This is a genomic window from Mesorhizobium loti CJ3sym (genome assembly GCF_000472785.1).
GTDB lineage: Bacteria > Pseudomonadota > Alphaproteobacteria > Rhizobiales > Rhizobiaceae > Mesorhizobium > Mesorhizobium loti_E.
On record NZ_AXAL01000001.1, the window covers coordinates 683,845 to 707,700 of the forward strand.

The window sequence follows — 23,856 nt, forward strand, 5'->3', positions numbered from 1 at the left end:
AAAGACTGACGATTGCCGGCGCGATGTCGCGCATCGCGCCGGCACGGTCTGCTATTTGGCGTTCTTGACGAATTCCGAGGTGTAGGTCTTGGAGAGGTCGATCTGCTTGCCCTGCAGTTCCTTCTTGAACGCTGAAAGAACCGTCAGCACCGTCTCTGGCCCACCTGCAGGCATGATCCCGTCGGGGGTGAACATCGCCTTGCCGGCATCAAGGGCCTTCACATAGCCTTCCTTGTCGCCGACATAATAGTCCTTCGGCATCTTGTCGGCGATCTCGGCGCCGCTATGCGTGTTGATGAACTTCTGCGTCTTGACGAAGGCATTGGCCAGCTTCTGCACGACGTCCTTATGCGCTTCGACCCAGTCGGTCTGCATATAGAGGGATGCGGCCGGGTAAGTGCCGCCGAGCGCAGCCTTGGTGCCGTCTATTGTGCGCATGTCGATAAGAACGGTCGCCTCGCCGGTTTTTAGCAGCCGGGTGATCGTCGGCTCGGTGGTCATGCCTGCCTGAATCTTGTCCTGCTGCATGGCGGCGATGAAGGTGGTGCCGGCGCCAACCGGAACCGAGGTGAAATCCCCAAGCTTCAGGCCATTCTTGACGGCGAGATATTCCGTGAGAAAATTCGTCGATGAGCCCAGACCGGTCACGCCCAGGCTCATGCCCTTGAAGTCGGCGGGTGATTTGATCTCCGGATGTTTCGTCGAAACCAGCTCGACCTCGCCCGGCGCCTGGCTGAACTGAACGATGGATTCGACGAATTTGCCTTTTGCCTGCAGATCGATGCAGTGATCGTAGAAGCCGACAACTCCTTGCACGGCACCAGCGAGCATCTCGTTTTCGGCATCGACGCCGGCCGGTTCATTCAGCAATTCGACGTCGAGACCCTCGTCCTTGAAGTAACCGAGCGCCTCGGTCAGCTTGGCGGGCAGATAGATCTGTTTTTCATAGCCGCCGACCATGATGGAGATCTTCTCGTCGGCGCGTGCTGACGGCGCTGACAAGGCCATGGTGGCGACGAGTGCGGTTGTGGCGGCTGAATCAAGCAGAATTCGCGCGAGCGACATGGCCTCTTCCCTTTGTTCGTTTCCCGCGCCCCTCTCTCTCCCATCGCTTTCAGCGACAAATATGGGGCGCCAGTCAACAGTTATGGCACCAACCTTTCATCCAGCTTTCAAGGTAAAGCCGAAAATTACGGCAAACCTTACGGATCGGTAAGCCGCGGATGGTGGCCGCCACGGCGCGCCGTGATAATTTACGCCGTGTGCCTGGCTCGGCTGTCCAACCCCAGCACATCGCGCATATTGTATTCGCCGGGCGGACGTCCCGCCACCCAAAGCGCGGCGGCAATGGCGCCACGCGCGAACATGATGCGGTCGCCGGCGGCATGCGACAAGGTTACAAGCTCGCCTTCGGCACAGAAGCTGACGGTGTGTTCGCCGATGATGCTGCCGCCGCGCGTCACCGCGAAGCCGATTTCGCCGTTGGGGCGGGCGCCGGTCACGCCATCGCGGACACGCTTGGCGACAGTATCAAGGTCGACACCGCGACCGCCGGCAATGGCCTGCCCCAGCATCAGTGCGGTGCCCGACGGCGCATCGACCTTTTGGCGATGATGCGCCTCGAAAATCTCGGCATCCCAATCGTCGGCATCGAGCGCCGTCGCCGCCTGCTCGACCAATCCGACCAACATGTTGAGCCCCAGCGAAAAACTGCCTGAGCGCACGATAGCAATGGTTTTCGCGGCGTCGGCGATGGCGGCTAGTTCAGTTGCATCGAAACCGGTTGAGCCAATAACCAACGCTGACCCGCCCCGATTTGCACAAATCCTTGCCAGGTCGGCCGAAGCCGCCGGCGTGGTGAAATCGACGACCACATCGGCCACGGCAAGCGCGTCCTCGCGGCTGACCAGCCCCTCGCCGACATTGCCTGGGCGATGGAAGCGGGCGGTTAGCGCCAGCCTCGGATCGGCCTGCACGGCCTCCGCCATCTGGCGTCCCATGCGGCCGAGCGCGCCGGCGATGGCGATCCTGATCGGCGGTTGTGCCATGGCCTTCGGCTATTTCCACATGCCGCGCATGCGTGCGCCGATGTCGACGCGCACCTCCGGCCGGGGCGCCCTGCCTTGTGCCGCTTGCGCACTCGGCCACGATAACTGCTGGAACGCGGCGAGGATCGAGGTGGGGATAAAGCGCGTGCGCGAGGCATAGAGGTGACGGTCGCCGCGCGCCGCCTGGCCGTGCGGAAAGAAGCGCTGCGGCATGACCAGGCTGAGATTGTCCTTGGCCCGCGTCATCGCCACGTAGAGCAGCCGGCGCTCCTCCTCGATGTCCTCCTTGGTGCCGACGCCGAGATCAGCCGGGATGCAGCCATCGACGGCGTTGAGGACAAAGACATTCTTCCACTCCTGGCCCTTGGCCGAGTGGATGGTCGACAGGATCAGATAGTCCTCGTCGCGATGCGGCGGTCCGGCCTGGTCGCTGGTCGCGTCCGGTGGATCGAGCGTCAGTTCGGTCAGGAAGCGCTCGCGCGAAGCATAACCGGAGCCGATCTGCTCGAGCTGCAACAGGTCGGCCCGGCGCGTGATCGCATCCTCGTGGATGCGTTCCAGATGCGGCTCGTACCACAGCCTGACCTGTTCGAGATCGGCCGGCCATTTGGCACCGGCCCGCAGGCCGGAATAGAGCGAGACGAAACCCGGCCAATCGTCGGCCGCGCGTTGCGGCGGGCGCCAGCCGGCCAGCCCCATCGCCTCGTCCAGCGCTGTCGTCATGGCTTCGACAATGTGCGCGGCGGCCGAAGGGCCGATGCCCGGCATCAGTTGCAGCACACGAAAACCGGCGACGCGGTCGCGCGGGTTTTCCGCAAAACGCAACACCGCCAGCACGTCCTTGACGTGGGAAGCATCGAGGAATTTCAGCCCGCCGAACTTGACGAAGGGGATGTTGCGCCGCGTCAGCTCGATCTCCAGCGGGCCGCTGTGATGCGAGGCGCGAAACAGCACGGCTTGCGATTTCAGTGCCGTGCCGGCCTCGCGCTCGGCAAGGATCGTGTCGCAGACGAAGTTCGCTTGCTCGACCTCGTCGCGCACACTCACCAGTCTCGGCCGGTCGGTTGACTTGCGGTCCGACCACAGGTTCTTGGTGAAGCGTTCCGAGGCCTCGCCGATCACCGCATTGGCGGCGGCCAGAATGGTTTCCGTCGAGCGGTAATTGCGCTCCAGCATCACCACATCGGCGGCCCGTGCGAACTGCTTGGGGAAATCGAGAATGTTGCGCACCTCGGCGGCACGGAACGAATAGATCGACTGCGCGTCGTCGCCAACCACCGTCAGCCCGGCGCCGTCGGGTTTGAGCGCCAGCAGGATCGAGGACTGCAAACGGTTGGTGTCCTGGTATTCATCGACTAGAACATGGTCGAAACGCTCACCTAGATGCGTCGCGATTTCGGGCTCGGCCGTCATCTGCGCCCAGTAGAGCAGCAGATCGTCGTAATCGAGCACGTTCTGCGCCTGCTTGGCCTCGACATAGCCGGCGAAGAGCAGTTTCAGCTGCTCCGCCCAGCCGGCGCACCAGGGAAAAGCGGACCCCAGCACTTCGCCGAGCGGCGCCTGCGCGTTGACAGCACGTGAATAGATGGCAAGGCAGGTGCCCTTGGTCGGAAAGCGCGCCTCCGTTTTGGAGAAACCGAGTTCATGGCGCACGAGGTTCATCAGGTCGGCGGAATCCTCGCGGTCATGGATGGTGAAGGCCGGATCGAGGCCGATCTCCAGCGCATAGTCTCGCAACAGCCGGGCGCCAATACCGTGAAAGGTGCCGGCCCAGGTCAGCGCGTCGGTGATCACCGCGGCGTCGCGGCCGAGCACCTCACCGGCGATGCGCTCGACACGTTTTGCCATTTCGGATGCGGCGCGGCGCGAAAAGGTCATCAGCAGGATGCGGCGCGGGTCTGCCCCTTTGACGATAAGATGGGCGACGCGATGCGCCAGCGTGTTGGTCTTGCCAGAACCCGCACCGGCAATGACCAGCAAGGGACCTGCAATCTTGCCGTCGCCATGCTCGACGGCCTGACGCTGGGCGTCGTTCAACTGGGCGAGATAAGCGGGCGCGACGGTCGTGTCCCGAAATTTCGAATCAGGGGCGGCAAGGTTCATGCCCCATCAAGCATCGTTTCCGCTTTGTTCGCAACGGCAGCGATCGGCAATGACAGCTGGATCTATCTCCCGGGATCAACGCCCATGGCCGCCGACTGCCGGCGCAAGCTCTCGCGATCAAACTGTCTTGGCGGCAACAGCAGCGGATCGACCGTATCGGGCACATCCTCGACCATCTTTCTGGTGAGGCGGTATGTGACGTAGGCCAGAGCGCCAGCGACGAGCAAACGGAACATGGTTTGATACTCCCTTGGAGCAGAAGCAACCGGGGAGACAGCGTTTGGTTCCCCTGCCGTCCAGACTGAATGGCCAGCACAGAGAACGAAGCGTCCGTTACCGCCGCTCTCGCCCCGGCATTTCGGCGATGCATTCCTCCAGACGCGACAGGCGGAACTTTGCATTGCGCAGTTCGTGCCCGGCTTCATGCCGCCCGTGACGGCCAGGCTTTGACGAGACCATCAGGGCGCGCTCAAGCTCGGCAATGCGCGCACGCAGCTGCCGGGCCTCGTCCTGCCGCAACGCCTTGATCCATCCACGTCCACGCATCACTCTTCCTGCCACCACCCCGAAGGCATGCGGGAGTTATGCCGAAGAGCTCCTAATTTCCAGCAAGGCCAAACGCTCTAAATTTAACTTTCGCTAATTTAGCGTCAGCAGCAATGAAATTGGGGAAGAAGGCCGGCGCCGCTTGGGAGGAGAAGGCGCCGGCCAAGCGGATATATCAGGTCCGCCGCACAACGCAGGCTAGCTGAGTCTTGCCCTAACGTCATGTGGTTGTCACCGAATCCGCGTCGAGGGGCACGCCGCAGTCAGGATGGTGATGCTGTGGATTGGGTTAAGTCAACGATATCAGCGCCCACAACCGGCTGGTTGACCGATTGAATCAAGCCGGAGAGCTGGCGCGTAAGGCGAGCCCGTCAAAATCCGTCGAGATCATCTCCCGGTCGCGAGCCTTTGCCTGGCGATGGCGACATGGAAACTGGCGCCGAACAACAGCCCGTCATCGTTGAAGTCGTAGCTGGAATTGTGGAGCGGTGCCGAGGCTTCGCCATTGCCGAGGAAGACGAAGCAGCCCGGCACATCGTCGAGGAAGCGGGCGAAATCCTCCGACCCTGTCATCGGCTCACGGGCGACCGCGATATTGTCTGGCTCGAAGACGTTTTTGGCGGCGACGAAGGCCGCGTCGACCAGTTCGGCATCGTTGCGCAAGGGCACGAATTCTCTGGTGTAGCTGACCTCGGCGCTGACGTTGTAAGCTGTAGCGGTGCCCTCGGCGATGATGCGCATCTGGCGCTCGATCTCGGCGCTGACTTCGGGGCGGAAACTACGGGCATCACCGAGGATGCGGGCAAGACCGGGCAGTGCATTGCGGGTGCCGTCGGTGATCAGTTCGGTCACCGAAACCACCGCTATGTCGGCCGGGCTCAGCCGGCGCGAAACGATGGTCTGCAGATTGGTGACCAGCGCGCAGGCGGCGACCAGCGTTTCGTTTCCCGAATGCGGCCGCGCCGCATGGCCACCGATCCCTCTGAGCACGATCTCGAAATTGTCCTCCGCTGACATAACGGGGCCGGCGCGGGTCTCGAAATGGCCGACGGCGAGGCCAGGCATATTGTGCAGGCCAAAGATCTCGTCGAAGGGGAAGCGCTGCATCAGGCCATCGTCGAGCATGGCCAGCGCGCCCCTGCCCCACTCCTCGGCCGGCTGGAAGATGAAGCGCACGGTGCCGTCGAAACCGCCCTCGCAGGCCAGCCGCTTTGCCGCGCCAAGCAGCATGGCGGTGTGGCCGTCATGACCGCAGGCATGCATAACCCCGGCATTGCCGGAGCGATAGGGCGCGGTCGACTGCTCGGTGATACGCAAAGCATCCATGTCAGCCCGCAGCGCAATCGCGCGGTTACCGCTGCCGCGCTTGAGCGTGCCAACGACACCGGTGCCACCGACGCCCTCACTGACATCGTCCAGGCCGAATTCGCGCAGCTTGGCGGCGACGAAAGCAGCAGTCCGTTTCTCCTCAAAGCCGAATTCGGGATGTGCGTGCAGATCGTGCCGCCAAGCGGTCATCTCGCGCTTCAACGTTTCGGGATCGAGTTCCGCCATGTCTTCACCCCTCGAGCTCGGCAAGTTCAATGACGACATCAAGCAGGATGTTGGCGCCGGCAACAAGCTCGGTGTCTTCAGTGTGCTCGCGCGGACTGTGGCTAATGCCTCCAGCACTCGGCACGAAGATCATCGCCGCCGGCGCGATGCGCGCGATCATCTGCGCGTCATGGCCCGCACCCGAGGTCATGCGCCGCGAGGCAAGCCCGCGCTTCCTCGCCGCGCCCTCGATCAGCTCGACGACCCGGTCGTCGAAGACAACCGGCTTGAAGCGGGCCAGCCTTTCGACCGTAACAGTAATGCCCTCGGCGGCAAGCTGCTCGAGAAAGGCTGCCAGCGCCGCCTCCTCCGCCTGCAGGTGCTGCTCATCGGGATCGCGCAGATCAACGGTGAAGACGGCGCGCGATGGAATGACGTTGATGGCGTTCGGCTCGAAGCGCATCGTGCCGACGGTGGCAACGGTCGGCGAATTGGAAGCCGCTGCCCGGTCATGCAGGAAGCTGACGACACGCGCCGCGGCATATCCGGCATCGCTGCGCATCGACATCGGCGTGGTGCCGGCATGGTTGGCGACGCCATCGAGGGTGATGCGCTGCCAGGAGATGCCTTGCAAGGTTTCGACCGCGCCGATCGGGATGCCTTCGCGCTCCAGAACCGGCCCCTGCTCGATATGCAGTTCGACATAGATGTGCGGCTTGAGAAAACCCGGTTCGCGGTCGCCGGCATAGCCGATACGGGCCAGTTCCTGTCCGAGCGTGCTGCCGTCGGTGCCGACAGCGGCGAGTGCTGCTTCGACATCGACGCCGCCGGCATGGACCAGCGACCCCATCATGTCGGGAGAAAAGCGCACGCCTTCCTCGTTGGTGAAGGCAGCGACGGCGAGCGGGCGCAACGGCGAGAGGCCGGACGCCTGCAGCGTCTCGATCACCTCCAGCCCGGCAAGCACACCGTAGCAGCCATCATAGATGCCGGCGTCGATGACCGTGTCGATGTGGGAGCCGATGAGCAGCGGTGCCTCGCCGGCATTGTCGGCGCTTTGCCAAATGCCAAAGATGTTGCCGATGCGGTCGATGGCGACATCGAGCCCGGCCTGCCGCAGCCAGCCGACGAAGAGGTCGCGGCCCTGCCTGTCGGTGTCGGAAGCGGCCAGCCGGATCAGCCTGCCCTCGCCATCGCGGCCAACGGCGCCGAGTTCACGAATGCGGCCAAGCAGGCGCTGTGCATCGATCGCGATCACGGTGTTGCCTCGGCAGCCAGTCTGCAGGCCAGCACATCGGCCGGGCTCATGCCGACCAGTTCGGCGTAGCGATGCGGGTCAGTTGCCCCTTCCGTGTTGATCACCAGCACGCGGGATCTGCCGTCGAGGCCGAGATCGGCCCTATTTTCGGCCACCGCCCGGATCAGTCCGGCAAGGCCGACGCCTCCGCTCTCACCGGCGATGATTACCGGATCGCTGCCGGCCGGCCGTGCCAAGCGTCGCATCACCGCGATGGCGTCGTCCTCGTCCACGGTCATGAAGGCGTCGGCGACGCGCGCCAGCATTCGCCAGGCGACCTGCGAGGCCTCGTAGCATTCAAGCATAGCCATGACAGTCGGCTGATCGTGCGCCACCTTGACCACACGCCCTGCCACAGCGGCTGCGACGATGCATGCGGCACGCGCGGGCTCGACGACAATGAAGGTTGGCCTGGCGTCGCCGAGCACGATGGCGAGATGGCCGGCCACCGCGGCGGCAATGCCGCCGACGCCTGCTTGGACGAAGACGTGGGTCGGCGGCTGGCGGAGCTGGCGCAGCGCTTCGCGCACGATCGCCGTATAGCCCTGCATCACCAGGCCGGGGATGCGCTCATAGCCCGGCCACGACGTATCCGAGACAACCGTCCAGCCCCTCTCGGCCGAAACTTGCGCGGCCTGCATGACCGAATCGTCATAATTGCCGTCGACCCGGACCATCTCCGCACCGTAGCGGGCGATGGCAGCGATGCGGTCCTCGCTGACGCCGGCATGCACAAAGATCACGGCCCTGGTTCCGGCAAGTTCAGCGCCCTGCGCGACCGAGCGGCCGTGATTGCCGTCGGTGGCGCAGGCAAAAATCATCTTCGCGGCGACCGAGCGAACCTCGGGCCGACCGAGGTCGGCGACATCGACGGAGCGCCGAAGCCGCTTGCTTGCTTCCTCCAGCACCAGACGGAACACAGCATAAGCGCCGCCCAGCGCCTTGAAGCTGCCAAGACCGAGACGGAAGCCCTCGTCCTTGACATGCAGTGCATCGAGGCCCAGTGCGCTCGCCAGTGCCGGCAGCGCGTGCAGTGGCGTCACCACATGATTGTCACGATGGGCCAGAAAACGCTCAACCTTATCCGCACCGGCAATTCCCAGGGTTTCGGCATCGGCCGCATCAAGCGGCTTGCCGTGCAAGGCATTGCGGTTGGGCAGGAACACTAGCGGCCTCCTTGGTATCAGGCGAGACCATATTGCAGGACGAGCGCAAAGAGCGCTGTAATTGGACCTCCGAAATGCAAGTTTGTTTCACCTGGACACCTCCATTGCCCCAATCGCCGGCCTCACTCGACAGTTTCGATCTCGCCATCCTTGCCATCCTGCAGCGGGACAACACGACGCCGCAGCGGCTGATCGGCGAAGCGGTGAACCTGTCGGCACCGGCGGTGCAGCGCCGCATCAAGCGCATGGAGCAGGCCGGCGTCATCGCCAGCAATGTCGCGATCATCGAGCCTGCGGCGGTCGGCCAGCCCATCACCATCTTCGTCGAGGTGGAGCTAGAGAGCGAACGCACCGAACTGATCGACGCGGCCAAGCGGCAATTCTCGGAAACGCCCGAAGTGCAGCAATGCTACTATGTCACGGGCGAAGCCGACTTCATCCTCGTCATCACCGTGGCCGACATGGGCGCCTATGAGTCCCTGACGCGAAAACTGTTCTTCGGCAGCAACAATGTCCGGAAATTCCGCACCTTCGTCGCCATGGACCGCGTCAAGGTCGGACTGACGGTGCCGTTGCCGGGTTGAGCATTACCGGCAGGCAGGCTCCAGTCCGGTCCTGCCGTGCTTTTCGACGTTCTCCGGACGCGAATTTGTTGGGAGGCGCGCTTGGACAACACCACGACAGTTGCGATCATCGGTGCCGGGCCGGCGGGCCTGGCCGTTGCCGCCTGCCTGCGGCAGGCGGGCATCGACTTCATCATCATCGAAAAAGAGCAGCAGGCCGCACCCGCCTGGCGACGCCATTACGAACGCGTCCACCTGCATACGACCAAGCGCTATTCGTCGCTGCCCTTCGTGCCCTTCCCGAACCATTATCCGCGTTATGTGCCGCGCGACCTCTTCGTCGAATATCTCGATGCCTACGCGCAACGCTTCGACCTCAAGCCCCGGTTTGGGGAAACGGTGAAAGCGATCGCCCGGGAGGGTCGCGGCTGGCGTGTGGACGCGTCGTCCGGCCCGCTGCGCGCCAAGCATGTGGTGATCGCGTCAGGCTACAATGCCGAGCCCTTGCGGCCGGGATTTGCAGGCATCGACAGCTTCACGGGGAAGACACTGCACAGCGCCGACTATCGCAATGCCACGCCTTTCGCTGGCCAGTCGGTGCTGGTCATCGGCATGGGCAACACCGGCGCCGAGATTGCGCTCGATCTGGCGGAAAACGGTGCGCGACCGACGATTTCCGTGCGCGGCGGCGTTCATATCGTGCCGCGCGAACTGTTCGGCGTGCCTATCCAGATGGTCGGCATGGCAACGCGCTTGGGGCCGCAGCGCCTCAATGACGCTTTGTTCCCGGTCATTCTCGACCTGGTGCTGGGCAGGCTGGAAAAATATGGACTCAAACGGCCGGGACAGGGACTGCTGGAACAGATTGCGATTGCATCGCGCATTCCGGTGATCGACGTCGGCACCATCGCCAAGATCCGCGAAGGCGCGATCAAGGTTGCGCCCGATATCGCCGAGATCTCGGAACGCGGTGTCCGTTTCGCCGACGGCAAACACAGCGAGTTCGACGCGATCATCTTCGCGACCGGTTACCGGCCGGGCTATGCCAGATTCCTCGAGCCCGGCATCCAGCCGGACCGCAGTGGCGTTACCCCCAAAGCTTCGGATCTCGGCCTCTACCTCATCGGTTTCCACAACGCGGTCACCGGATTGTTGCGTGAAATCGGCATCGAAGCCCAGGCGATCACCGACGACATCCGGCAGCGGCTGAACAGGAAGAAGGCGGCCGAAATCCTGCCGGTATAGTCGGCCCCCAGACGGCCGACGCGCTCGCCCAACTCAACTTGCCTTGCGCAGCCACACCTTGTTGTCGTGGAAGGCCGCGCCGCCATAGGGCGCGGGCGCGTCGGCGCCGGTCAGCACGTTGATGCCCTCGCCGCGCTCATGCGCGCTGTTTGGCCAGATGCCTTCGGCGATCACCACGCCGCGCTTGACGCCTTCGAAGAACTTCGCGTGCAGCACCAGGTCACCGCGCCGGTTGCCAACCTCGACCCGGTCGCCATCGGCAAGGCCAAGGTCCGCCGCATCGTCGGGATGCAGGAGCAGCGCCGGCCTGCCTTCCTTTTCCTTCGACACGGGCGTCTCGGCAAAGGTCGAATTGAGGAAGTTGCGCGCCGGCGAGGTCGTCAGCCGGAACGGATGCGCCTCGTCGGCCACTTCGATCAGGTCGACATGATCGGGAAATTCCGGCAGCTGATCCACCGGCCCGAACAGGCCCATGCTCTTCGGTGGCCGGTTGGGGGCGGCCTGCCCACTCCAGTTGGCGCGAAAGTGGAATTTTCCATCCGCATGGCCGAAGCCGTTGACGAAATGTGCGGCTTCGAAATCCGGCTGAAGATCGATCCACTTGTCTTCCTTCAGACTGGCGAAGCTGCCCAGACCACGCTTGCCCAGGATGATGTCGATGTGCTGCTGTTCGGTCAGACCAAAGCCTGGGCGGTCGGCGACGCCGAGGCGCTCCGCCAATTGCTCGATGACGAAGTGATTGGTGCGCGGCCCCTCCGGCGGCTCGATCAGTTTCGGCCCCAGCGTGATGTGCTGGTTGCCGCCGCCCTTGTAGACGTCGTCATGCTCGAGGAACATCGTTGCTGGCAGCACGACGTCGGCAAGCTTGGCCGTGTCGGTCATGAACTGCTCGTGCACGCAGGTGAACAGGTCGTCGCGCAGAAAACCTTGCTTTACCAGGCGCTGCTCGGGCGCGACATTCACCGGATTGGTGTTCTGGATCAGCATCGCCGTGACCGGCGGTCCGCCGTAAAGCGCGTCCGCGGCACCCGTCAGCACCGGACCGGTACGCGACTGGTCGAGATGGCGGATCGAGGGATCGCGCATCTTCGAGCCTTCCAGCACATCCTGGTTGAGTTTGAAGATGCCGGAATTGGAGTGGAAGGCGCCGCCGCCTTCATACTGCCAGGCGCCGGTGACCGCGGCGATGCAGGACGCGGCATGCATGTTGACCGGACCGTTGCGCTGGCGGGCAAAACCATAGCCAAGCCGGAAATAGGTTTTCTTCGTCGTGCCCACGAGGCGCGCTAAGGCCTCGATTTCGGCGACCGCCAAACCCGTGATACCAGCCGCCCACTCCGGCGTGCGCGTCCGCAGATGCTCTTCCAGCCCCTTCGGGTCGTCGGTGTATTTTTCGAGATAGGCGCGGTCGGCCAGGCCATCCCTGAACAGCACATGCATGACAGCACATGCGAGCGCGCCATCGGTGCCGGGCTTCAGGACCAGGCCGAGATCGGCCTGCTTCATCGTCGCATTTTCGTAGACATCGATGACGACGATCTTTGCCCCACGGTCCTTGCGCGCCTTGATGGCGTGGGTCATGACATTGACCTGCGTGACGACGGCATTGGTGCCCCAGATCACCACGCAATCGGATTTCGCCATCTCGCGCGGGTCGGGCCCGCGCAAGGCACCGGCCCCCATCATCCAGCCGGTCCAGGCCAGATTGGTGCAGATCGAGCCGAAGAAGCCGGAATATTTCTTGGCGTGTCGCAGCCGGTCGATGCCGTCGCGCTGCACCAGCCCCATCGTGCCGGCATAGTAATAGGGCCACACCGTTTCCGAGCCGTACTTTTCCTCGGCCGCGATGAATTTTTCGGCGACAAGGTCGAGGGCCGCCTCCCAGCTTGATTCCTTCCACGCGCCGTCGCCCTTGGCTCCGGCGCGGATCAGCGGCTTCAGCAGCCGGTCTGGATGATGGACGCGGTCGGCGTAGCGGGCGACCTTGGCGCAGACGACACCCGCCGTATAGCTGTTGGACTTGGCGCCATGGACGCGGCCGATGCGATTGCCATCGAGCAGCTCGACCTCGAGCGCGCAGGTCGAGGGGCAATCATGCGGACAGGCCGAATGGCCGATGCGGAGTTTGGCGTGCTGGTTCATGGGGGCATGTCTAGCGGGTTTCAAAGGGCGCGTGTAGGGCCAGGATGATTAGCCAATCTCCCCACTTGTGGGAGATGTCCGGCAGGACAGAGGGGGGCGCGAAGGATCGCGACCTGTCTATTCGTCCTCGAAGCCGGTTGTGGGTGATTGAAAAAGGCTGACAGGTTGGCGGGACAGCGCCCGCCTCTGCCCTGCCGGGCATTTCCCCCACGAGGGGGTAGATAAGCTCTACTCCGCCGTGCCTTCCTCATATTCGGCCGACATGGTCAGCCATTTTTCCTCGTGGCCGGCGAGCGTCTGGGCAAGCTGTGAGCGTTCCTTGGCCAGCCGCGTCGCAGTCGACGGATCCTTCTCATAGACCGCCGGGTTGGACAGCTCGTCCTCGATGCCGTCGATACGTTTGCGGATGCGGTCCATCAGCGCTTCGGTGGCGCGGATTTCCTTGGCCAGCGGCTCGAAAGCGGCGCGGCGCGCGGCCGCATCCCGGCGGCGGTCGGCCTTCGACGCCTTGTCCGCCTCGCGTTTGCCGCGGCGGTCGCCGGACACGCCGGTGACCAGCGTCTTGTAGTCTTCCAGGTCGCCATCATACGGATTGACCGCGCCATCCTTGACCAGCCACAGACGATCGGCCGTCGCCTCCAGGAGATGGCGGTCGTGCGAGATCAGGATCACGGCGCCGGGAAATTCGTTCAGCGCATGGATCAACGATTCGCGGCTGTCGATGTCGAGATGGTTGGTCGGTTCGTCGAGAATGAACAGGTTCGGCCCCTCGAAAGCCGACAGGCCCATCAACAACCGCGCCTTCTCGCCGCCGGACAGGTCCTTGGCGGGCGTATTCATTTTCTCGGTCGTCAGACCAAACTGGGCGACGCGGCCGCGCACCTTGGATTCCGGCGCCTCCGGCATCAGCCGGCGGACATGCTCATAGGCGTTCTCTTCCGGGCGGAGATCATCGAGCTGGTGCTGGGCGAAGATCGCCACCTTCAGCCCGGGCGCCACCGTCATGGTGCCGCTCTCCTGCTTGAGCCGCCCCGACAGCAATTTGGCGAAGGTCGACTTGCCGTTGCCGTTGGCGCCAAGCAGCGCGATGCGATCGTCGGCGTCGATGCGCAGCGTCATCTTCTTCAGGATCGGCTGGCCCTCGGTGTAGCCCACATTGACGTTGTTCAGCGCCACGATCGGCGAGGCAACCGTCTTCACCGGCTCGGGGAAGGAGAACGGCCGTACCGAATCATTGACGATGGCCGCGATCGGCTTCATCTTTTCCAGCGCCTTGATGCGCGACTGCGCCTGTCTCGCCTTCGAGGCCTTGGCGCGGAAGCGTTCGACGAAGGATTCCATATGCTTGCGGGCCGCCTCCTGCTTGACGCGACCCTTTTCCTGCAACTCTTTCTGCTCGCTATACTGGCGCTCGAACTGGTCGTAGCCGCCGCGCCAGAAGGTCAGCTTCTTCTGGTCGAGATGGACGATCGAATTGACGGCGCGGTTGAGCAAGTCGCGATCGTGCGAAATCAAAAGCACTGTGTGCGGATACTTCGACACATAGTTTTCGAGCCACAACGTGCCTTCGAGATCGAGATAATTGGTCGGCTCGTCGAGCAGCAGAAGGTCAGGCTCGGAAAACAGCACTGCAGCGAGTGCCACGCGCATGCGCCAGCCGCCGGAGAAGGATGAGGCCGGACGGCGCTGCGCGGCGTCGTCGAAGCCAAGGCCGGCCAGAATGGTGGCAGCGCGGGACTCGGCCGAATGCGCATCGATGTCGGCAAGCCGCATGTGGATGTCGGCGATGCGGTGCGGATCCGTCGCCGTCTTTTCCTCTTCGAGCAAAGCGGTGCGTTCGAGGTCGGCCTTGAGCACGATCTCGATCAGCGGCTCCTCGGTGCCTGGCGCTTCCTGCGCCACCTGGCCGATGCGGGTGTTCTTCGGCAGGCTGATCGAGCCGGTCTCGGAGGGAAAATCGCCGGTGATGGCCTTGAAGAGCGTCGTCTTGCCGGTGCCGTTGCGGCCGACAAGACCGGCCTTGGTGCCGGCCGGCAAGGTCAGCGAGGCGTGGTCGAGAAGCAGGCGTCCGGCCATGCGGAGCGAAAGGTCATTGATTACAAGCATGGCCGCGCTTTTGCACCGGACGTCAACGCTTCGCAAGACCTTGCGGGCCAGTTGGTCGAGCAAGGCCTGAAAACGGCGCGCGCAACCGCGCCGTCAAGCAGCCGGTTATGGGCAGCCGGCAGTGGCTTGCCCACCGGCCACAGGTCTCAGGCAGTGGCCTTGCCGCGCTTTGTCGCCTTGGCCACGACGGCCGGTGCCGCTGCCGGCTTGCGGCCAAGTCCCGTCGACTTCGCCAGCGCCGACCGGGTCGCCGAATAATTCGGAGCGACCATCGGATAGTCCGGCGGCAAGCCCCATTTGGCCCGATAGTCGTCCGGGCTCAAACCATAGTCTGTCCTGAGGTGTCGCTTGAGCGACTTGAACTTCTTTCCGTCCTCCAGACAGACGATGTAGTCGGGAAACACCGACTTTTTCGGATTGACAGCCGGAACCAGGCTCGGGCTTTCCACGACGGCCGCACCTGCCAGCTTTCGAACCGAGGCGCTGACGCTGGCAATCAGGTCAGGCAGGCCGGAAGCGGGAAGCGGATTGTTGCCGACATACGCCGAGACAATATCGGCCGTTAGCTCGATAACGGTCTTATCATCGATATTTGACAATTCTTTCACCCTATTTGCGACAAAGTCATCCACCCCAGCGAAGACTTTTGTCGATGTATCTCTTTAACCGCGCCCCTCGACGGACCGCCAAGTCCCAACACGAATCAAGACTGGACAATAACTATCTTTATGGGAAATCGACGTCGCGCAAATTAGAAAATCTAATACTTGGAAGCTGCAGACTTGGCTGTCCGGCCGTCGGCCAATATCTCAAGAATACGTTTCCAGCGGGCACAGCGCCTGAAATCCTTCTGTTCAATCGCCTTTTCGGCCTTCATTGCAGCATAAAGTGGTGCCTCCGCGCCAAACTCCTTGAGGAGCCAATGTGCTTCCTGCCTGGCGAGACGTTCATTGTCGTCAAGCATAGTCTTGCGCCTCCGAACGTTGCACGCCGACAGCAACACAACTGCCGATGACGAGGATAGCTCCGGCAATGGCGGTCACCGTCAGTCGTTCGCCGGAGAGCGTCAGCAGCAACGTCGAAGCAATCGGCGTGAGGTAAGCGACGACAGCGACCTTGCCGCTGCCTCCGAGCTTCAAGGCGCGTGACCAGAAGTAGTAACCCAGCCCCATCGGGCCGGCGCCGAGATAGAGCCCGAGGGCCAGATCCATGCCGGCGGGCCAGGCGACGCCTTCGCCAGCGGACCACACAAGCGTCAAGGCGACGCCGACCAGCGACGAGGGCAGCAACAGGCGCTCCGGCGAGGTGGCGAGCCGACCGACCATCACCGAATAGAATGCCATGCACAGCGCGGACCCGAATGCGGCGAAGTAGCCGACGAGATCGCCCTGGAGCCAGGTGCGGTCACGCCCGCCCGAAATCACCAGCACGACGCCGACGAACCCAATAATCGCGGCAACGCCTAGCAGAGCCGGACGGCGGGGTTTTTCGAAAACGATCACTGCCGCGGCAACCATCAAGGGCCAAGTGTAGGCCACGAGATTTGCTTCGATCACCGGCATCGAGGCGAAGGCAATGTATTGCAGCACCATAGTGCCGACCAGACCGATGAAGCCGACAGCGAGCGGTGCGAGCGCGGCTCTGGCCGCGACCGGCGGTGCTCCATCCCGGCTCATGAACCGGATCAAGCCGAAGACCAGTGCAGCTCCCACAAATTGCAGGAACTGCACCTGCGACACCGGATGGTTTGCGAGCAGGGATTTGCCGACCAATGCATTGGTCGACCACAAAGCCACCGCGCCCGCGGCAAAGACAAGCGCGGATATCGAGGCCGATCCGTGCCGAAAGTATCGGCGTGGGGCTCTATCTCCGGGCTTGACCATGATCGCGTCCGAAAACAGGTCCCCACCTTTCGGGATCATGGTTGGCTACCATGATTCCCTGGCTCCGCCCGGAAACTGTGCTTCGGCAGCGGCGGCGGGCATGGGATGCTCCGCCTCGAACCGCCGATAGGCCGGCAGCTGGTTGGTCCAGACATCTTCGGCCAGCTCGTTGACCCATTCGCGATCCTGGTCGTTGTCGGCGGCAAGATAGAACATTCTGTTATCGTCGACATAGGGCTTGGCCACCGAACGCTGGTTGAGCACCAGGGTGACGCGCTCGCCATACTGGATCGGCGCCGTGCGATGCAGGACGCCAAGGAATTGCCCGAGCGTCGCGTACTTCATCTTGTGATCGATGCGCATGATGCGGTTGCGCGGGATCTCGCGGCCGGATTCGAGGATGGCGCGGCCGGTCTCGGAATCGTCGCAATAGATTTCGAGATGACCGCCGACCAGCGGATCGCTGATCGACAGCGGAATGAGTTCAGTGACCGGAACGCCGTCGCAATGCCACTCGACCGCGCCGTCCCTGGGATTCATGAAGGTGACGGTCGAGCCGACGATCGACAGCGGATAGGGTTCCAGCTTGGTGCCCATCATGTCGGACAACCGCTCCAGGCGCAGCTTGTCGTGCAGCAACTCCTTGATTTCCGGGATGAAACGGTCGGCACCGGTGATGAAGGTCAGATCGAGGTGCTTGTGCACGGCATGGCTGGCCTTGAGTTTCAGGGCGGCCTCCTCGATCGCGGCAAGCAGGGCCGGGTCATAGCCGTGCAGATATTGCGCGACGCCGAAGCTGGACACTTTCCAGGCGGTGTCGTGGCCGATAATGGCTTCGCGGCTCATCGCGTAACGCAGTTCGGGAATTGTATGGGCGTTCATTCTACTTCTCCAAGTGGGGGGCAACACTTGATAAACAGTCGATTAAATTAGCCCCCCCTGTAAAATTAGGAATGCTGGTGCTAGAGTAAGCCCAGCTTAAGGTCAAAACCGTGCGTCTGCTCAGTCAGGTCAACCTCAATTCGCTGAAAATCGTGGAGAGTGCTGCGAGGCACGGCAATTTCACGCGCGCCGGCGAAGAACAGTTTATCACCGCCTCGGCGGTCAGCCAGCGCGTCAAAAGCCTGGAGGATCAGCTGCGATTCAAGATTTTCCAGCGTGGCGGCAACGCGGTGTCGCTGACGCCGGAGGGCGAGACCTATGTGTCGCGCGTTCGCGAAGCGCTGGAACGGATCGTGGCCGCCAGCATGGAAGCAACCGGGCAATCGCAGGAGCATGTGCTGAAGATATCGGTGCTGCCGACCTTTGCCGCACGCTGGCTGTTTCCGCGCCTGCCGTCGTTCCAGCGGCAACATCCCGATATTGTGATGCGGGTTTCGACCTCCTACGCGACGCATGAGTTCACGGCCTCCGACTTTGACCTCGAAATCCGCTATGGCGACGGCCACTTCAACGGGCTGCCGTCCGACCTGCTGTTTCGGGAAGATTTGACACCGGTGTGCAGCCGCAGGCTGTTCCATGAGGTTCTCGGCGACAAGCCCATGTCGAAGGTGATACCGGACGACCTCCAGCACTTCACGCTGCTGCATTCCGACACCTGCACCCAGAACTGGCAATCCTGGCTCGGCTTCGCCGGCGCCAGCTTCGTGCTCAGCGAGACCAAGAGTATCTATTTTGACTCGTGCATGATGTCCTACGAGGCGGCCAATGCCGGGATGGGCTTTGCCGTCGCCAACCGTGCCTATATGGCGAGCGACATCCGCGCCGAGAGGCTGGTCGCTCCCTTCGCTGTCCACCATCCGAATAGCGCCGGTTGGTATTTTGTCTCTCCCCCCAAGAGCCTTGCCGCACGCAAGGTGCTGCTGTTCAAGCAATGGGTGATGGCGGAAGCGGCTCTGACACAGCGCCAATTGGATAGCGAAATCAGTGACTTGGCTTTGGACGTCTGAAATTCGGGTTGTATGAAACTCGGATTGGGCCTTGATTGTCTCCCGATGACCGCCAGCCAGGAAGATTGAGGATGATCGGTTCATGGACGCCCAATCCAGGCAACCCGCCTTGGTCGGCGAAATCGTTGAACTCGAGCCGCTTCAGCTGGAGCATTCGCAAGGACTTCTGAGTGCAGCGGCGGACGGCGAGCTGTGGAACCTGAAGGCCACCGTGGTCCCCGGGCCAGCTACGATCGATGGCTATATTGCCAACGCCCTGGCCGGACGACAGGCCGGGACCGTCATGCCTTATGCTATCGTCCTGCGCCGCACGGGGCTGATCTGCGGCAGTACGCGGTTCTGGAAGATCGATCGCACGAACAGAAAGTTGGAGATCGGTCACACATGGCTCAGCGGTTCAATCCAGCGATCAGGGGTCAATACCGAGGCCAAATACCTTCTCCTGGCCCATGCTTTCGAGGTCATGGCCTGTGTGCGGGTGCAATTCACCACGGATGAACTGAACGAAGCGTCGAGAGCGGCAATTCTGCGGATAGGGGCGAAACAGGAAGGGATCGTTCGCAATGAGCGGATCATGCCGGACGGCCGAAAGCGCGATTCCGTCCGATTCAGCATCATCGATTCCGAATGGCCTGATGTGAAGGCCATGCTGCAGCAGAAAATGCGGCGATAGCTGGCGCGGGCCGCTCTTCCAACCAGCGAAGCTGAGACAGCCATTGCCGGTGCCATTCAAAATGCGGCCCGCCGGAGCGGGCCGCATCTTTTATTCTTGATTGAACCCAACCACCTATCAGCGCCTTGCGATCAGCAGGCAAAGCTGGCGCAGATCGCGATCATAGGTGCCTTCGCTGCTGAGCACATCGGCACAGCGCTTCTTCATCCGCGCGATCTTGCTATCCGACATCTGGGCCACCACGCCCGGCAGGTTAGGATGGCTGGGATTGCTCGGGTTGCTGGGATTGGACGGATTGCTCGGGTTCGACGGGTTGCTGGGATTGGTGCCACCACCGATGCCCACGCCGACACCGACGCCGATGCCGCCGGTGCCGCCGACATTGGCACCGAGCCCGGCGGTGACGCCGCCGGTTCCACCGACATTGGCGCCGGCGCCGGCATTGATACCACCGCTGCCGCCGACCGAGGCGCCGAGCCCGGCGCTGACGCCGTTCGAGCCGCCGACATTGGCGCCGGCTCCGGCGTTGACGCCACCGCTGCCACCGACGGAAGCGCCGGCGCCGGCACTGATGCCGCCGCTGCCGCCGATCGAAGCGCCAGCGCCGGCATTGATACCGCCGCTACCGCCCACCGAGGCGCCGACACCGACGCCAATCCCACCACCAGCGATCGCCGGCAGGGAAAGAACAATGATGATTGTACCACTCGCCAGCGCGCCGGCGATACCCTTACAGATTCTAGCCATGACACTCTCCATGTGGGCACTCTATTTTCTGCATTGCAGCAAAAGGCCGATATGTGGCCGATACTCTGCATGCAACACATGAACGTTCTTGGAGGTGTTTTAGTTTCTTTATTTTTTATACTTAAAAAGTCCAGATATTGTATTTTTTACTTGTGTAGAAGATTCTTTATCTAATTTTTCTCAAAATCAAGACTTTTACAAACCCGTGGCGAATTCACAGACCGAAATCAGGCATATGCGCGCCCTTCCTCGGTGCGCTGGAAATGCGCTAGATCAAGCGGCACGGAAGGGCGGCCCAGAACCGTCAGGATCATATGCGCCTGGCCGCGGTGATGGGTCTGGTGGTTGAAGACATGCGCCAGCGCGGGCGCCAGCCGTTGCGAGACGGTGCGCATGTCCGATACCGTCATATAGGTGAAGCGGCCCGACAGCGCCTTGTCACTCGAGCCAGCGAGCCAGTCGATGATCCGCCGGTCCTCCGCCTCGCGCGCCATCCTCAGGCTGGGCAAGGCCCGGTACAATATGGCGTCCAGCGCCGTCGGCGCGTCGCCTTCGCCGGTGAAGCGCTTCATCCAGATGCGATCGGCGGCGAGCAGATGGTTGAGCGTGCCCATCAGCGAGCGGAAGAATGCGCCGACGTCGCGATTGAATTCTTCGTCATCAAGATCGGCGGCGGCATCATAGATGCGGCCATTGGCCCATTGATTGTACGCCGCAAACATCATGAAGTGCTGTTTCATCTCTTCTCCACCGCGCCCGTTTCGGGGTGTCGGGAGCGATACCTAGAGCAATTCACCGTTTCACGGAAACGGTGATTGCTCTAACTGTTTGTTTTGACGCAATTCCCAAGGGAAAGCGCTACACGCTTTTCCTGGAATTGCTCCAGACCGCAAAGGGACCCGCGCCAATGGCCATTCTGCTTTATGATCTCGTCGGGCGTGACGAGAGCCGTCCGTTCAGTCCGCATTGCTGGAAGGCAACGATGGCGCTGGCCCACAAGGGGCTCGATATCTCAACCGCACCGACGCGTTTTCTCGACGTTCCCACCATCGAAGGCGGGGCTTCGAAAACCGTTCCGGTGATCCGCGACGGCGACAAGGTCGTGATCGATTCCTTCGCCATCGCCCTCTATCTCGACGAGGCCTACCCGGATCGGCCGACGCTGTTTGGCGGCGACGGCGGCAAGGCGATGGCGCGCTTCATCGAACGCTGGTCGCAATTGACCATCCATCCCTATGTCACCACCGCAGCGCTCATCGACCTGCATGCCATGCAGGACGAGGAGAACGCCGTGTATTTCCGCCGGAGCCGGGAGCAGCGCTTCGGCAAGCAGCTGGAAGACGTCGTCGCGGCGCGCGACGCCGGCCTGGCAGCCTTCCGGACAGCACTGGAGCCGCTGCGTTCGATGCTCGGCTATCAGCCCTTCATCGGCGGCGCATCACCGCTGTTTGCCGATTACATCGTCTTCGGCGCACTGCAATGGGCACGTGTCGCCTCGCCTTACAGATTGCTCGACGACGCCGATGTGGTGGCGCAGTGGTTCGCCCGCTGCCTCGACCTGCATGGCGGGCTGGGACGAAAGGTTGCCGCGGCGGCCTGACGCCGTAGCGCCCGACCTCGGCGCAAGAGGCCTGCGAAAAAGGCGAGCCGCGAGATAGCCGGACCTACTTGGCCGTCTTCTTCGGCTTGCCGGCCTTCTTGGCGGCCTTCTCCTCCTTAGGCTCGGCCTTTGCCTTGGCGGCGCCGGTTGCCTTTTTGGATGGCTTCTTGGCTGCCGAAGACTTCCCCGTGGCATCCTCCCGATCAATGTCGGCTGCCGCCTGATGCCAATGGCGCTCGTCCTGACCGGCCGGATGTCCTTCTTCCTGCCAGATCTGATGTGCGCGGTTGCGAATGCGCTCCTGGCGATCGTCTGTCATGGTCATGTCGTCTCCATTCGGGCCGACTTCAGCGCGGCGCCGAAACCCTACTATAGCAAGCAAAGCATTGCTTTACAGCCATCCGATGTCGTCTCATCGGCGCCGGCCTGACACAGAAACGTGCAGTCCCCCTGCGCTTCGCTCGCGCTCCCTGCCCTTCGGGCCTTGGCAATGGGCCGGGCGACTTGTATAGAGCCCGCCACTCCAATCTCCATTCTCAGACAAGGACGACCCATGGCGCTCGAACGCACCTTCTCCATGATCAAGCCGGACGCGACCCGGCGCAACCTCACCGGCGCCATCACCAAGATGCTGGAAGATGCCGGCCTGCGCGTCATCGCTTCGCGCCGCGTGTGGATGAGCCGCCGCGAGGCGGAAGGTTTTTACGCCGTCCACAAGGACCGTCCGTTCTTCGGCGAACTGGTCGAGTTCATGTCGTCGGAACCAACGATCGTCCAGGTGCTGGAAGGCGAGAACGCCATTGCCAGGAACCGCGAAGTGATGGGCGCCACCAACCCGGCCAACGCCGCCGAAGGCACTATCCGCAAAGTGCACGCGCTGTCGATCGGCGAAAATTCGGTGCACGGCTCCGACGCGCCGGAAACCGCCGCGCAGGAAATCAAGTACTGGTTCTCGGACACCGAGATCGTCGGCTGAGCCGAGGCAATTTTCCATGCGAAAAGGCCGGCGTCTCGCCGGCCTTTTTCATTGGTGGTCCGGTCAACTCTCGCGCACGAACTGCAGCATATCGGCATGCAGCCGGTCCATATGCGTGTACATGATGCCGTGCGGCGCGCCCTCATAGACGAGGAAGCGGCAATCCGGGATCAGTTTCGCCGACGGTATGCCGGTCAGCTCGATCGGCGCCGAGCGGTCGCGGTCGCCATGGATGAGCAAGGTCGGCAGCGTGATTTCGCGCAATTCGGCGCGAAAATCCTGCTCGACCATGTCGCGGCTGCAGGCGAGCGCCACGGGAACGGAGACCTGCACAAGGGTGTAGCCCCAGCGCAGCATGCCGGGCGACGTCTCCGGAATGAAGAACGGCGCGATGTTGTCGGCCACCCATTTCGGATAGTCGTGCTTCCACAACGCCCACAAGGCCTCGAAACCCTCCCGCGGCGCGCCACCCGGATTGTCGTGCGTCTTGAGCAGCATCGGCGTCATCGGCGCCAGCAGAATGAGCCGCTTGACGCGATCATTGCCGTGCCGGGTGAGATAGCGCGCTGCCTCGCCGCCCGCCATCGAATGACCGACCAGGGTGATGCCGGAGAGATCGAGTTCTCCGATCAGCGTGGCGACATCGTCGGCTAAAGTATCGTGATCGTAACCCCGCGCCGGATGGTCGGAGCGGCCATGACCGCGCCGGTCGAAGGCGATGCAGCGGAACCCTTGCTCGGCGAAGGCCGCCATCTGGTAGTCCCACATCTGGCTGCCAAAGCCGAGGCTGCTGAGGAACAGCATCGGCTGCCCCTGCCCCCATTCGCGCCAATAGAGCTGCGTCCCGTCGGTCGTGGTGATGAAAGGCATTTTTCGTCTCCTTGATTTTGAGCCGGTTCAGGCCGGGACGAACTGGTAGTCGACCAGGATCCGACCCTCGGCGTTGACGGTCAGGACTTCGAGACCGGTCGCCAGCACGGTGTCGCTGTCGGCCGGCAGCATCTCCCAGGTGAAAGTAACGACGTCGTGCAGCAGGCGGGCATTCGAGGCGGCGCGGAAGCGGTTGCCGTCGTTGCGGACATTCTTCTCGTGCGATCCACGCACCCGTGCCTCGAGCGCCTCGTAGCCGCGCACGGCGCGTTCACCGACATAATGCTCACCGTCGGGCACCCACAGGCCGGCAATCCGCGCGCGGCGGCGCTCTGCGTCCGTCTCGTTCCACACGGCGACATAGCGGTCGGCCAACGCCTTAGCATCCATGGATCTGGTCATGATCTTC

General features: G+C 62.7%; 25 protein-coding genes. 6 read left to right on the top strand and 19 right to left on the bottom strand.

Going from position 1 to position 23,856, the window contains the following annotated elements; genetic code table 11:
* Positions 1 to 51: 51 nt before the first annotated feature.
* The 8 genes from A3A9_RS0103735 to A3A9_RS0103775 all read right to left on the bottom strand — a co-directional run bounded on the left by A3A9_RS0103735 (position 52) and on the right by A3A9_RS0103775 (position 8,693).
* Entirely contained in the window at positions 52 to 1,008 is a 957-nt protein-coding gene (locus A3A9_RS0103735) for an ABC transporter substrate-binding protein (RefSeq protein WP_430515875.1), read from the bottom strand.
* 245 nt (positions 1,009 to 1,253) lie between these two features.
* The gene (gene dapB / locus A3A9_RS0103740) at positions 1,254 to 2,048 is read right to left on the bottom strand and encodes a 4-hydroxy-tetrahydrodipicolinate reductase (protein ID WP_027057572.1); all 795 of its coding nucleotides are present in this window, start codon (positions 2,046 to 2,048) and stop codon (positions 1,254 to 1,256) included.
* 9 nt (positions 2,049 to 2,057) lie between these two features.
* The gene (locus A3A9_RS0103745) at positions 2,058 to 4,151 is read right to left on the bottom strand and encodes an ATP-dependent helicase (protein ID WP_027057573.1); all 2,094 of its coding nucleotides are present in this window, start codon (positions 4,149 to 4,151) and stop codon (positions 2,058 to 2,060) included.
* A gap of 62 nt (positions 4,152 to 4,213) precedes the next feature.
* The gene (locus tag A3A9_RS45090; protein WP_082221816.1) at positions 4,214 to 4,387 is read right to left on the bottom strand and encodes a hypothetical protein; all 174 of its coding nucleotides are present in this window, start codon (positions 4,385 to 4,387) and stop codon (positions 4,214 to 4,216) included.
* A 97-nt stretch (positions 4,388 to 4,484) separates the two neighbouring features.
* Positions 4,485 to 4,697, bottom strand: coding sequence for a hypothetical protein (locus A3A9_RS0103755; RefSeq protein ID WP_033838292.1), 213 nt, complete (start codon positions 4,695 to 4,697; stop codon positions 4,485 to 4,487).
* A gap of 387 nt (positions 4,698 to 5,084) precedes the next feature.
* Complete coding sequence (locus tag A3A9_RS0103765) at positions 5,085 to 6,251, bottom strand: M20 aminoacylase family protein (protein ID WP_027057575.1); 1,167 nt, start codon at positions 6,249 to 6,251, stop codon at positions 5,085 to 5,087.
* 4 nt (positions 6,252 to 6,255) lie between these two features.
* Complete coding sequence (locus A3A9_RS0103770) at positions 6,256 to 7,488, bottom strand: Zn-dependent hydrolase (RefSeq protein ID WP_027057576.1); 1,233 nt, start codon at positions 7,486 to 7,488, stop codon at positions 6,256 to 6,258.
* Positions 7,485 to 8,693 (bottom strand): diaminopropionate ammonia-lyase, encoded by a 1,209-nt coding sequence (locus A3A9_RS0103775; protein WP_027057577.1) that lies wholly within the window; start codon positions 8,691 to 8,693, stop codon positions 7,485 to 7,487. The genes A3A9_RS0103770 and A3A9_RS0103775 overlap by 4 nt, the downstream gene beginning before the upstream one ends.
* A 74-nt stretch (positions 8,694 to 8,767) precedes the next feature.
* Between A3A9_RS0103775 and A3A9_RS0103780 the strand changes: the two genes are divergently transcribed.
* Both A3A9_RS0103780 and A3A9_RS0103785 read left to right on the top strand, forming a co-directional pair.
* Entirely contained in the window at positions 8,768 to 9,277 is a 510-nt protein-coding gene (locus A3A9_RS0103780; RefSeq protein WP_161634474.1) for an Lrp/AsnC family transcriptional regulator, read from the top strand.
* An 81-nt stretch (positions 9,278 to 9,358) separates the two neighbouring features.
* Positions 9,359 to 10,501, top strand: a complete 1,143-nt coding sequence (locus A3A9_RS0103785) for a flavin-containing monooxygenase (RefSeq protein ID WP_033838293.1) — start codon at positions 9,359 to 9,361, stop codon at positions 10,499 to 10,501.
* A 33-nt stretch (positions 10,502 to 10,534) separates the two neighbouring features.
* Here A3A9_RS0103785 and A3A9_RS0103790 read toward each other — a convergent pair whose 3' ends face one another.
* The 6 genes from A3A9_RS0103790 to A3A9_RS44775 form a co-directional block, all read right to left on the bottom strand.
* Positions 10,535 to 12,643, bottom strand: a complete 2,109-nt coding sequence (locus A3A9_RS0103790; RefSeq protein WP_027057580.1) for a molybdopterin-containing oxidoreductase family protein — start codon at positions 12,641 to 12,643, stop codon at positions 10,535 to 10,537.
* 228 nt (positions 12,644 to 12,871) lie between these two features.
* Positions 12,872 to 14,749, bottom strand: a complete 1,878-nt coding sequence (locus tag A3A9_RS0103795) for an ABC-F family ATP-binding cassette domain-containing protein (RefSeq protein WP_027034548.1) — start codon at positions 14,747 to 14,749, stop codon at positions 12,872 to 12,874.
* A gap of 146 nt (positions 14,750 to 14,895) precedes the next feature.
* Positions 14,896 to 15,348 carry a MucR family transcriptional regulator gene (locus A3A9_RS0103800; protein ID WP_082221849.1) on the bottom strand — a complete coding sequence of 151 codons (453 nt, stop codon included), beginning with the start codon at positions 15,346 to 15,348 and terminating at the stop codon, positions 14,896 to 14,898.
* A 161-nt stretch (positions 15,349 to 15,509) separates the two neighbouring features.
* Complete coding sequence (locus tag A3A9_RS0103805) at positions 15,510 to 15,713, bottom strand: hypothetical protein (RefSeq protein ID WP_027057582.1); 204 nt, start codon at positions 15,711 to 15,713, stop codon at positions 15,510 to 15,512.
* Positions 15,706 to 16,632 (bottom strand): EamA family transporter, encoded by a 927-nt coding sequence (locus A3A9_RS0103810; RefSeq protein ID WP_027057583.1) that lies wholly within the window; start codon positions 16,630 to 16,632, stop codon positions 15,706 to 15,708. Before A3A9_RS0103810 ends, A3A9_RS0103805 begins: the two co-directional genes overlap by 8 nt.
* Before the next feature lie 45 nt (positions 16,633 to 16,677).
* Positions 16,678 to 17,514: a hypothetical protein gene (locus A3A9_RS44775; protein ID WP_027057584.1), complete on the bottom strand. Its 837-nt coding sequence runs from the start codon at positions 17,512 to 17,514 to the stop codon at positions 16,678 to 16,680.
* Positions 17,515 to 17,624: 110 nt separating this feature from the next.
* Between A3A9_RS44775 and A3A9_RS0103820 the strand changes: the two genes are divergently transcribed.
* Positions 17,625 to 18,581: a LysR substrate-binding domain-containing protein gene (locus tag A3A9_RS0103820; protein ID WP_027057585.1), complete on the top strand. Its 957-nt coding sequence runs from the start codon at positions 17,625 to 17,627 to the stop codon at positions 18,579 to 18,581.
* 82 nt (positions 18,582 to 18,663) lie between these two features.
* On the top strand, positions 18,664 to 19,254 hold the full coding sequence (locus A3A9_RS0103825) for a GNAT family N-acetyltransferase (RefSeq protein WP_027057586.1): 591 nt from the start codon (positions 18,664 to 18,666) through the stop codon (positions 19,252 to 19,254).
* Positions 19,255 to 19,371: 117 nt separating this feature from the next.
* On the opposite strand, the gene A3A9_RS0103830 is transcribed toward A3A9_RS0103825, so the two are convergent.
* Positions 19,372 to 20,001, bottom strand: coding sequence for a hypothetical protein (locus tag A3A9_RS0103830; RefSeq protein ID WP_027057587.1), 630 nt, complete (start codon positions 19,999 to 20,001; stop codon positions 19,372 to 19,374).
* 227 nt (positions 20,002 to 20,228) lie between these two features.
* On the bottom strand, positions 20,229 to 20,741 hold the full coding sequence (locus tag A3A9_RS0103835) for a DinB family protein (RefSeq protein WP_027057588.1): 513 nt from the start codon (positions 20,739 to 20,741) through the stop codon (positions 20,229 to 20,231).
* Between the two features lie 167 nt (positions 20,742 to 20,908).
* Here A3A9_RS0103835 and A3A9_RS0103840 point away from each other — a divergent pair, with 167 nt between their 5' ends.
* Entirely contained in the window at positions 20,909 to 21,601 is a 693-nt protein-coding gene (locus A3A9_RS0103840; protein ID WP_027057589.1) for a glutathione S-transferase family protein, read from the top strand.
* A gap of 64 nt (positions 21,602 to 21,665) precedes the next feature.
* Here the strand turns inward: A3A9_RS0103840 and A3A9_RS0103845 are convergent, their stop codons facing one another.
* A complete protein-coding gene (locus A3A9_RS0103845; protein WP_027057590.1) occupies positions 21,666 to 21,926 on the bottom strand; it encodes a DUF2934 domain-containing protein in 261 nt (86 codons plus the stop codon).
* 228 nt (positions 21,927 to 22,154) lie between these two features.
* Between A3A9_RS0103845 and ndk the strand changes: the two genes are divergently transcribed.
* A complete protein-coding gene (ndk, locus tag A3A9_RS0103850) occupies positions 22,155 to 22,577 on the top strand; it encodes a nucleoside-diphosphate kinase (RefSeq protein ID WP_027057591.1) in 423 nt (140 codons plus the stop codon).
* Positions 22,578 to 22,640: 63 nt separating this feature from the next.
* Here ndk and A3A9_RS0103855 read toward each other — a convergent pair whose 3' ends face one another.
* Positions 22,641 to 23,447, bottom strand: a complete 807-nt coding sequence (locus A3A9_RS0103855; RefSeq protein WP_027057592.1) for an alpha/beta fold hydrolase — start codon at positions 23,445 to 23,447, stop codon at positions 22,641 to 22,643.
* Between the two features lie 27 nt (positions 23,448 to 23,474).
* Complete coding sequence (locus A3A9_RS45655) at positions 23,475 to 23,849, bottom strand: hypothetical protein (RefSeq protein ID WP_027057593.1); 375 nt, start codon at positions 23,847 to 23,849, stop codon at positions 23,475 to 23,477.
* Positions 23,850 to 23,856 lie beyond the last annotated feature (7 nt).

Bases quoted from the DNA above. Each gene is read 5' to 3' on its own strand.
- A3A9_RS0103735 (WP_430515875.1), bottom strand. From the start codon at position 1,008: ATGGCCTTGTCAGCGCCGTCAGCACGCGCCGACGAGAAGATCTCCATC.
- dapB (WP_027057572.1), bottom strand. From the start codon at position 2,048: ATGGCACAACCGCCGATCAGGATCGCCATCGCCGGCGCGCTCGGCCGC.
- A3A9_RS0103745 (WP_027057573.1), bottom strand. From the start codon at position 4,151: ATGAACCTTGCCGCCCCTGATTCGAAATTTCGGGACACGACCGTCGCG.
- A3A9_RS45090 (WP_082221816.1), bottom strand. From the start codon at position 4,387: ATGTTCCGTTTGCTCGTCGCTGGCGCTCTGGCCTACGTCACATACCGC.
- A3A9_RS0103755 (WP_033838292.1), bottom strand. From the start codon at position 4,697: ATGCGTGGACGTGGATGGATCAAGGCGTTGCGGCAGGACGAGGCCCGG.
- A3A9_RS0103765 (WP_027057575.1), bottom strand. From the start codon at position 6,251: ATGGCGGAACTCGATCCCGAAACGTTGAAGCGCGAGATGACCGCTTGG.
- A3A9_RS0103780 (WP_161634474.1), top strand. From the start codon at position 8,768: ATGCAAGTTTGTTTCACCTGGACACCTCCATTGCCCCAATCGCCGGCC.
- A3A9_RS0103790 (WP_027057580.1), bottom strand. From the start codon at position 12,643: ATGAACCAGCACGCCAAACTCCGCATCGGCCATTCGGCCTGTCCGCAT.
- A3A9_RS0103795 (WP_027034548.1), bottom strand. From the start codon at position 14,749: ATGCTTGTAATCAATGACCTTTCGCTCCGCATGGCCGGACGCCTGCTT.
- A3A9_RS0103805 (WP_027057582.1), bottom strand. From the start codon at position 15,713: ATGCTTGACGACAATGAACGTCTCGCCAGGCAGGAAGCACATTGGCTC.
- A3A9_RS0103810 (WP_027057583.1), bottom strand. From the start codon at position 16,632: ATGGTCAAGCCCGGAGATAGAGCCCCACGCCGATACTTTCGGCACGGA.
- A3A9_RS44775 (WP_027057584.1), bottom strand. From the start codon at position 17,514: ATGAACGCCCATACAATTCCCGAACTGCGTTACGCGATGAGCCGCGAA.
- A3A9_RS0103825 (WP_027057586.1), top strand. From the start codon at position 18,664: ATGGACGCCCAATCCAGGCAACCCGCCTTGGTCGGCGAAATCGTTGAA.
- A3A9_RS0103830 (WP_027057587.1), bottom strand. From the start codon at position 20,001: ATGGCTAGAATCTGTAAGGGTATCGCCGGCGCGCTGGCGAGTGGTACA.
- A3A9_RS0103835 (WP_027057588.1), bottom strand. From the start codon at position 20,741: ATGAAACAGCACTTCATGATGTTTGCGGCGTACAATCAATGGGCCAAT.
- A3A9_RS0103840 (WP_027057589.1), top strand. From the start codon at position 20,909: ATGGCCATTCTGCTTTATGATCTCGTCGGGCGTGACGAGAGCCGTCCG.
- A3A9_RS0103845 (WP_027057590.1), bottom strand. From the start codon at position 21,926: ATGACCATGACAGACGATCGCCAGGAGCGCATTCGCAACCGCGCACAT.
- ndk (WP_027057591.1), top strand. From the start codon at position 22,155: ATGGCGCTCGAACGCACCTTCTCCATGATCAAGCCGGACGCGACCCGG.
- A3A9_RS0103855 (WP_027057592.1), bottom strand. From the start codon at position 23,447: ATGCCTTTCATCACCACGACCGACGGGACGCAGCTCTATTGGCGCGAA.
- A3A9_RS45655 (WP_027057593.1), bottom strand. From the start codon at position 23,849: ATGACCAGATCCATGGATGCTAAGGCGTTGGCCGACCGCTATGTCGCC.